At 36.6% G+C, this 7,361-nt stretch carries 6 protein-coding genes and 4 tRNA genes; 2 read left to right on the top strand and 8 right to left on the bottom strand.

Annotation, left to right across the window (positions count from 1 at the left end; translation table 11 throughout):
* Positions 1–422 precede the first annotated feature (422 nt).
* The 7 genes from ACLBWE_RS06760 to ACLBWE_RS06730 form a co-directional block, all read right to left on the bottom strand.
* Complete coding sequence (locus tag ACLBWE_RS06760) at positions 423–632, bottom strand: cold-shock protein (RefSeq protein ID WP_003650775.1); 210 nt, start codon at positions 630–632, stop codon at positions 423–425.
* 458 nt (positions 633–1,090) lie between these two features.
* Positions 1,091–1,164: transfer RNA gene (locus ACLBWE_RS06755), tRNA-Trp, on the bottom strand.
* Between the two features lie 68 nt (positions 1,165–1,232).
* Positions 1,233–1,317, bottom strand: a tRNA-Leu gene (locus tag ACLBWE_RS06750).
* A 27-nt stretch (positions 1,318–1,344) separates the two neighbouring features.
* Positions 1,345–1,418, bottom strand: a tRNA-Trp gene (locus ACLBWE_RS06745).
* A gap of 53 nt (positions 1,419–1,471) precedes the next feature.
* Positions 1,472–1,556: transfer RNA gene (locus ACLBWE_RS06740), tRNA-Leu, on the bottom strand.
* Between the two features lie 105 nt (positions 1,557–1,661).
* A complete protein-coding gene (locus tag ACLBWE_RS06735; protein WP_447601888.1) occupies positions 1,662–2,465 on the bottom strand; it encodes a protein kinase domain-containing protein in 804 nt (267 codons plus the stop codon).
* Positions 2,452–3,960, bottom strand: coding sequence for a DUF3336 domain-containing protein (locus tag ACLBWE_RS06730; RefSeq protein WP_004643431.1), 1,509 nt, complete (start codon positions 3,958–3,960; stop codon positions 2,452–2,454). Before ACLBWE_RS06730 ends, ACLBWE_RS06735 begins: the two co-directional genes overlap by 14 nt.
* A gap of 177 nt (positions 3,961–4,137) precedes the next feature.
* Here ACLBWE_RS06730 and ACLBWE_RS06725 point away from each other — a divergent pair, with 177 nt between their 5' ends.
* Together ACLBWE_RS06725 and ACLBWE_RS06720 are read left to right on the top strand one after the other, a co-directional pair.
* Positions 4,138–5,013, top strand: a complete 876-nt coding sequence (locus ACLBWE_RS06725) for an ATP-binding protein (protein WP_447601885.1) — start codon at positions 4,138–4,140, stop codon at positions 5,011–5,013.
* 117 nt (positions 5,014–5,130) lie between these two features.
* A complete protein-coding gene (locus ACLBWE_RS06720) occupies positions 5,131–6,234 on the top strand; it encodes a DUF6670 family protein (protein WP_447601883.1) in 1,104 nt (367 codons plus the stop codon).
* Positions 6,235–6,236: 2 nt separating this feature from the next.
* Here ACLBWE_RS06720 and tsaD read toward each other — a convergent pair whose 3' ends face one another.
* On the bottom strand, positions 6,237–7,247 hold the full coding sequence (tsaD, locus tag ACLBWE_RS06715) for a tRNA (adenosine(37)-N6)-threonylcarbamoyltransferase complex transferase subunit TsaD (protein WP_447601881.1): 1,011 nt from the start codon (positions 7,245–7,247) through the stop codon (positions 6,237–6,239).
* Between the last annotated feature and the right edge of the window lie 114 nt (positions 7,248–7,361).

Raw genomic sequence — 7,361 nt, 5'->3', positions numbered from 1 at the left:
AAGAGATAAGAGATAAGAGATAAGAGATAAGAGATAAGAGATAAGAGATAAGAGATAAGAGATAAGAGATAAGAGATAAGAGATAAGAGATAAGAGATAAGAGATAAGAGATAAGAGATAAGAGATAAGAGATAAGAGATAAGAGATAAGAGATAAGAGATAAGAGATAAGAGATAAGAGATAAGAGATAAGAGATAAGAGATAAGAGATAAGAGATAAGAGATAAGAGATAAGAGATAAGAGATAAGAGATAAGAGATAAGAGATAAGAGATAAGAGATATTATTAGACTTACATACTGGATATAAAGTAAAAAGCCCTCTTATAGAGGGCTTTTATAGCATTTAAAAGAACAACAGAATTTCTTTTAAACGACTAAAATAAAAAAAAGCACTAAATAGTGCTTTTTTTCTTACTGAAATATTATTGTGGAATAATATTTACAGCATTTGGGCCTTTTTGCCCTTGAGTAACAGTAAACGTTACACGTTGACCTTCGTGCAAAGTTTTGAAACCTGAGCCAGAAATTTCTTTGAAGTGAGCAAACACATCTGGACCATTATCTTGTTGAATGAAACCGAAACCTTTAGTTTCGTTAAACCATTTTACTGTACCACTTACTGTATTAGACATGATATATCCTACTGATTTCTAATATTTTAGTATCATTTAATAATGACACTAACATAACTTTGAAAAAAGAATAACAAATTGAGTTAAGATCTTAAAAAACGAAGGATTATGACTAAAACTACGATACTTTAAAGAAGATTTACTAACAAGACTTTTTTCTAGTTAAGAGCATGATACATGAAATAAATTTCTATTCAAGCTTTTTATGAAAAAAATTTTATAAATTATAATAAAAATCAGAAAAACAATAACTTAATAAAGCAACTAAAAATTTAGCATATTCCCTACTTAACCAACACCTTACGTCTGATTAGATAAAATATCGAGGAACAGAAAGATAACTGCTTATAACTTATCAAGTGGCAGATGAAAATATGAACGAATACTTGAAATAATTTGAGCTTTAAAAATTCAGGCAATAAAAAAACTCCTAAAAAGGAGCTTCATTTTTAAATCATTGGCAGAGGATCAAGGACTCGAACCTTGACGAACGGTTTTGGAGACCGTCATGCTACCATTACACCAATCCTCTATGTTTATGATTAAATAGCTAATGATTTAATCATAAAAAAAGCAAGAACATCGTCTTGCTTCTTTTAATGGTGGGGGCGAAGAGACTCGAACTCTTACACCTTGCGGCGCTGGAACCTAAATCCAGTGCGTCTACCAATTTCGCCACGCCCCCATCTGGGACATTTATTTAAAATAAATGTGGCAGAGGATCAAGGACTCGAACCTTGACGAACGGTTTTGGAGACCGTCATGCTACCATTACACCAATCCTCTTCCAAGATCTAGATGACTTAACATCCAAATCAACTTTAAGATTTAACTTAAAGTGGTGGGGGCGAAGAGACTCGAACTCTTACACCTTGCGGCGCTGGAACCTAAATCCAGTGCGTCTACCAATTTCGCCACGCCCCCGATGGCTGTGTATATTAGCGATAAGATCTAACAGTGACAAGTGTTTTTTTTCTAAAAAAAACTGACCGTGTAAATTGTATACAGATACTAGATCAATGATTTTTATCAGATTGAAACTGCTTTTAAACAATTCAGCGCTTCAAATGCGTTTGCAAACCTATTTTTTTGTTGTTTTTGCAATAAACCTGAAAGTAATGGATAAAAATTCATAAACTGTATTGGTAATTGAATGGTTAAATTTTGGCAATGCAATACTGCCCAATCATAGTAATTCCCTGCTTCTAAGCGAGTTTGCGCTAACCATTCATACAAAACAATTCCAAGTGCATATAAATCGCTTTGTACACTCTTGCCATGACCTTGATAGAGTTCAGGTGCCATATAACGTGGTGTTGCATCCATCACTGAATCTGAACTCGTCAAAAGTCGGGCTTTCTCAAAATCAATCAAGTAAGGTTTTTGCTGAAACTTTCGAAAGTGTTCTCTTTTAATATCTCCATGAATCCAACCCAATCCATGAAGTTCCGCGAGCTTATCTAGTGCGAACCAAATCGTATGGTACACATCTGTTAAATTAGTTTCATGAGGCAATGAACCAAACCACAAATCAGTATCAGGTAAAATTAAAACCTGACCTAATGAATGGTTTAATTTAGGAATTGCAGTAACTTCGATTAATTTATAGGGTAAAACCCACGCAGGTTTCTTGTGATTAATTTCTTCGTAAAACAATTGTTCGTGTATAAAATCTTGCTCACTTTGAACATAAGTTTCAGGCAAGTGATATTTTAACCAGTAGTTTCTAGCATCTATAGAACATGTCCATAGATGCCGTCCTAAAGCTGAACTTCTGGGCTTTGTAACATATTTTAAGTTTTCTATATGAGAAGCAAAATCATGCTTCAGCATAGTACGACTCTGGCTGTTGTTGCTTTTCTTCAAAACGCAAAACTTCTAAGCAATGCTGAATCGTCTTGCCAATACGAGCATGGGTCTCAATCGAAGAAATTTTTGGCCAAGTCGCGCGCTCCCCTTCTCGTTGCAAACGTTTAAACAAATGTGGACGTGGGTTTTGCAAAGTATAGGTATAGTGACTCAGGCCATATTTAGCAATAATATTAACGTCGCCATAATAACGCTGCCCCATTACGCCATATCCATGATCGAGTAATCTCCTAATCGGAGAAATAGAACCAAGTCTTTGACGCGTAAAGTCCATAATTCCCATCGACAGCACTTTACCTTGACGTCTTAAAATACGTTCTGGCCAGCTTAAAACATCCTTACGAAAACGGTCAGCATCATTTTGCATAAATGGCACAATATGCGGGTTAACCTGACTGGCGATGGTGTAGTTTAAATTATATAGACGTGCCATTCTTTCTTGCGGAAAATCATTTCTTACACTGCCATCAACCCATTTTGTATTTGCCATATAAGGTGTATGTTCACCGTCATAACGTTTACTGGTTAAACGCACTGGTGGAAATAACACAGGTACAGCACATGAAGCCAACACAGCACTCCATACCAAAACGTTCGGGGTCATAATGGCATTCATAATTCGCGGGTTTTCTGTTGCATCATAGGGAGCAACCGCCACATTAATATTTAAACCAGATTTTTTGAAAGCTTCCTCAAAAGTAAGATCACCTAAGTTTTCAACAAGGAACTTTTTCAAATAGTGCACATCGGCAATTCCACCATTTCCCTTAATGAGTTCACGAAGTTTTCTAAAATGAAAAGCATCACTAAAGAATTGTTCTCCATTTAATAAATTTTGAACATCTTCACTGGCAGAAGTTCCAAGCATGCCTGTCATAATTGCCCCTGCACTTGAGCCAGACAACACTTTAGGCATTAAATCCTGTTCAATTAAAGCTTTACACACCCCTGTGTGAAAAAGACCTAACGTCGCTCCACCCGAGAACATAAGAGCCGGTTGTCCATATGCTTTTTCACAATTTTCAAAAAACTCAATTTTTTCTTTGCGTTGGAAAGTAATACATTCACTTGAAGCTATATAGGCCAAGCTTTGGCTAACTTCTTCAATATAGTCTTCAATTAGTTTTTTTGTGCCCACATGAGTTGCAGCAAAAAGCATTGGGTGACCAATATTTGCAATATCGTAGGTTAGGCCTTCTTTGAGTAAATAAATGAGGTCTAGCGTTCGATGTTGCTGACGATATCTTTTCAGTAAGGTATATCGATAAGAAATGAGCTCTGCATCGAAATAAGGTGAACTATTATCGAATTTCCACTCTTGCACCCCTGTTTCTTCATCTAGTTTTAATGCAAAAGACTTCCACTCTTCATAAGATTCAGCCATGTCTAATTGACGTTGTAATTTTTTGATACGGTAAGCCTGATGCGGATTCATATCACTTCGTATTTTTTCAAACATATTTCGTCCTCATCTTCACAGATGATTTTACTGAATAGACATGACCACACTATGCGCGGTCTGAAGATTTCAATCAATTGCAAAACCGATAAACTGTATAGCAACAACTTTTTTGTCAGCCTGTTAATTTCGGTGTTAGTATCCTAGTAAATTACTGTTTAACATGATTGACTTACCATGGCTACCATTGATTTACCAGACAATTTAGTTCAGACATTATCACTTGTATTAAATCAGTTACAGCAGGTCTTACCTGAACCTAAACAAGAAACAGATTTTACTGCACCTGCTTTTAGATGGGAAAATCAGCAACTTAAAGCCATCTATACTCCAAAGAATATTTATTTAGATGACTTAAAAGGCATTGAACGCCAAAAAGAAAAAATTATTCAAAATACTTTGCAATTTTTAAATGGCTTGCCAGCAAATGATGTTCTTCTAACTGGCTCACGTGGTACAGGTAAATCATCTATTGTTCGTGCTTTATTGACTGAATATGCCCCTCAAGGGTTACGTTTAATTGAAATTGAACGTGATGACTTGGCAGATTTACCTAAAATTCAAAAACTCATTCAAAATCGGCCTGAAAAATACATCGTATATTGCGATGACTTGGCTTTTAATGCTGAAGATGAAAACTATCGTAGTTTAAAAAGTGTATTGGACGGCTCATTACAATCTGGTGCGAGTAATTTTATTATTTATGCAACCAGTAACCGTCGCCATTTGTTACCCGAATTCATGCATGAAAATACACCTGTAACCAAGGTCGATGTTCCTCAATATACTGAACTACACCCTCAAGAAGCGATTGAAGAAAAGATCTCTTTGTCAGATCGTTTTGGTTTGTGGTTATCTTTTTATCCAATGGATCAGAATTTATATCTAGAAATCGTAGAACATTATATTCAAAAGGCAAATATGTCTTTTAATGATGAAGTTCGTGCCGAGAGTTTACGTTGGTGCCAAATGCGTGGTCAACGCTCTGGACGGGCTGCTTACCAGTTCTCAAAGCACTGGATTGGTTTAAATGGGTTAAAACAGTTGTTCTAACAATTAAATGACGAATGTCCCGCAAAGCCTTAGCTTTGGCCTGAAAACCGCTTAGATTTGGCAGTTGTTTTTCATAACCTAAAACAAAGATAGTCCTATCCTTATTTAGGTTTATATATGAAAAAACAATTGCCAAAAATTTCAATAGGCAGCAAAGTCCTTGGTAAAAGCTTATTGCTCGCGCAAGGCGCCTTGGATCAAGCAGAAAAATACTCAACTCTTCCTTTTACTCAGTCTCATATCATCCGCCCACGAGTTGACGAAAAATATTATAGCTGGACACATTACGGTATCTTTTTTCCCCTTTTACCCGAACCGCATCGTTATCTAAACATTATGATTTTATTAGGCACGCCCGGTGCGCTAGCCTTTGATCATGACAACATAATTAATGAAGACCCCAGAAAAACAGCCACGTTCTTTTCAAGTACTGCCGCGGTTGAGCAAGCTTTACTTAAGGCTTATATCATTCCCAAAGATACACAAATTAATAAAGATGGAAGCTTAATAGAATTAGGCAAAGAAATTTCAATTCAAGGAAAATTCCCGCAAGTTCATATCCATGGACATTATGATGGGCTTGATTTCGACTTTGATATTGATGTTACAGCACATGTTTCGTGGTTTATAAAAACACCGATTTATGATCATTTTAGTTTATTAGCAAAGTTTAAAGGCTTTTTAAGTTATCAAGCAGAACGCATTGAAAGTGAAGGACTCTGTACATATGAATATGCACGAGCAGTTGGCCCACATAGTTTCATAAACAAACTTCTTCCTGACGCTTATAAACTGCCGCTTGATTTTTTTACTTATCAAATTATTAATTTAAACGACACTACTCAACTTCTTCTTACTAAAGCAGATATTGCGGGACAGACTGTAGCTTATACCCTGCATATTAGATATCTTGATCAGCCAGCTGAAATTTATACAGATGTTAGCTTTGACGTTATTTCTCATCAAGTCGATGACTACATCTCACCGACTGGAGAAAAAATGCGACTTCCGAAATACTTTTCGTGGATTGCTCGAAATGAGAATAAACAAATTATTTTGAATATTCAGGCAGAAATTGACTGCCCATTCCGCTATGGTCATGGGCGTGGTTATGCTAGTGGCTATAAATTTACTGGTAATTACTTCGGCAATGAAGTTCAAGGCCGTGGCTATATCGAATACATTGATGTCGAAAACCAAAATGCCTTTCAAGATGAATAGTTTTATTCAGGAATCGTGAGTTCCGTCATTGGCCAACGTGGTGTTGTCGTTACTGCCAAACCATCATGTTGGCCTACTTTTAAACGTTGATAACCAGCAAAAGCAATCATTGCACCATTATCAGTACATAAGGCAGGTTCAGCATAGTAAACTTGTGCCTTAATTTTACCCAATGAACTTTCCAACTGTTCACGTAATCGTAAATTTGCGCTTACGCCACCTGCGATAACTAAACGTTTCAGTCCAGTTTGCTTTAGAGCTTTTACTGATTTTTTTACCAAGGTATCTACAATTGCTTCTTGGAATGAAGCTGCAATATCCGCGTCTCGGTTTTCACCATTCAATTTTTTCAATTGCACAGAAACCGCTGTTTTTAAACCACTAAAAGAAAAATCTAAACCTTGGTGAAGCATTGGTCGCGGAAATTCAAATGCTGACGGATTACCACTTAAAGCTAATTTTGCAATATTGGGACCGCCTGGGTATGGCAAGCTCATCATTTTTGCAACTTTATCAAAAGCTTCTCCAGCTGCATCATCAATAGACTCACCCAAAAGTTCATATTGACCAATACCGTGAGCTGCCATTAATTGTGTATGTCCACCTGAAACTAGCAATGCAACAAATGGAAATTCGGGTGGCTGACTTGAAAGTAGAGGTGCCAACATGTGCCCCTCCATATGATGAACACCAATTGCAGGTTTATTTAAAGAAAAAGCTAAAGTTCTTCCAAATAAAGCCCCTGTCATTAAGGCTCCCATTAAGCCAGGACCACGCGTATAAGCAACTGCATCAATCTCTTGTTTTTTTATTCCACTTTGTTCAAGCAGTTGATTCATTAAAGGAATTAATTTACGAACATGGTCACGAGAAGCGAGTTCAGGTACTACTCCACCATATTCGGCATGAAGTTTAATCTGGCTATAAAGAACCTGTCCCCGTAAGCCGAGTTCGCTATCATAAAGTGCCAACCCTGTTTCATCACAAGAAGTTTCCAAGCCTAAAACAATCATCAAAACTGCCTTTTATATGAGTCAAAATATTGCAATCGCTATTATAGACTTGTGATATGAGTTGTAAATGAGTAAAATACTGACCTTCACTTGTGATCCGGCACAATAGTGTGC

This window comes from Acinetobacter sp. M5A5_2a, assembly GCF_053345265.1.
This window is presented reverse-complemented; position numbering and strand designations above follow the sequence as displayed.

What these genes read in the sequence shown, in the direction of transcription:
- ACLBWE_RS06735 (WP_447601888.1), bottom strand. Translation starts at nt 2,465, where the DNA reads ATGCTGAAGCATGATTTTGCTTCTCATATAGAAAACTTAAAATATGTT.
- ACLBWE_RS06730 (WP_004643431.1), bottom strand. Translation starts at nt 3,960, where the DNA reads ATGTTTGAAAAAATACGAAGTGATATGAATCCGCATCAGGCTTACCGT.
- ACLBWE_RS06720 (WP_447601883.1), top strand. Translation starts at nt 5,131, where the DNA reads ATGAAAAAACAATTGCCAAAAATTTCAATAGGCAGCAAAGTCCTTGGT.
- ACLBWE_RS06725 (WP_447601885.1), top strand. Translation starts at nt 4,138, where the DNA reads ATGGCTACCATTGATTTACCAGACAATTTAGTTCAGACATTATCACTT.
- ACLBWE_RS06760 (WP_003650775.1), bottom strand. Translation starts at nt 632, where the DNA reads ATGTCTAATACAGTAAGTGGTACAGTAAAATGGTTTAACGAAACTAAA.
- tsaD (WP_447601881.1), bottom strand. Translation starts at nt 7,247, where the DNA reads ATGATTGTTTTAGGCTTGGAAACTTCTTGTGATGAAACAGGGTTGGCA.